Raw genomic sequence first — 586 nt, 5'->3', positions numbered from 1 at the left:
CAGTTGGTTAGAGCGCACCCCTGATAAGGGTGAGGTCGGCAGTTCGAATCTGCCCAGACCCACCAATTTTGTGTGGGAAACGCCTGTAGAAATACGGGGCCATAGCTCAGCTGGGAGAGCGCCTGCCTTGCACGCAGGAGGTCAACGGTTCGATCCCGTTTGGCTCCACCACTACTGCTTCTGAAAGTTTAAAGCTTAGAAATGAGCATTCCATCGTGATGATGGTGAATGTTGATTTCTAGTCTTTGATTAGATCGTTCTTTAAAAATTTGGGTATGTGATAGAAAGATAGACTGAACGTTACTTTCACTGGTAACGGATCAGGCTAAGGTAAAATTTGTGAGTTACTCAGTTTTGAGTATTATCGAATTTTCGGCGAATGTCGTCTTCACAGTATAACCAGATTGCTTGGGGTTATATGGTCAAGTGAAGAAGCGCATACGGTGGATGCCTTGGCAGTCAGAGGCGATGAAAGACGTGGTAGCCTGCGAAAAGCTTCGGGGAGTCGGCAAACAGACTTTGATCCGGAGATGTCTGAATGGGGGAACCCAGCCATCATAAGATGGTTATCTTGTACTGAATACAT

General features: G+C 46.4%; 1 tRNA gene and 1 rRNA gene. Both read left to right on the top strand.

The features are described from left to right. Positions 1-95: 95 nt before the first annotated feature. A tRNA-Ala gene (locus DYL59_RS31290) sits at positions 96-171 on the top strand. A 249-nt stretch (positions 172-420) separates the two neighbouring features. Beyond that, positions 421-586, top strand: a 23S ribosomal RNA gene (locus tag DYL59_RS31285); the annotation flags it as partial.

It is taken from the genome of Pseudomonas kairouanensis, assembly GCF_004682055.1.
Classification (GTDB): Bacteria; Pseudomonadota; Gammaproteobacteria; order Pseudomonadales; family Pseudomonadaceae; genus Aquipseudomonas; species Aquipseudomonas kairouanensis.
The sequence above is the reverse complement of the archived record's forward strand: the minus strand, read 5'-3'. Positions and strand labels throughout refer to the sequence as shown.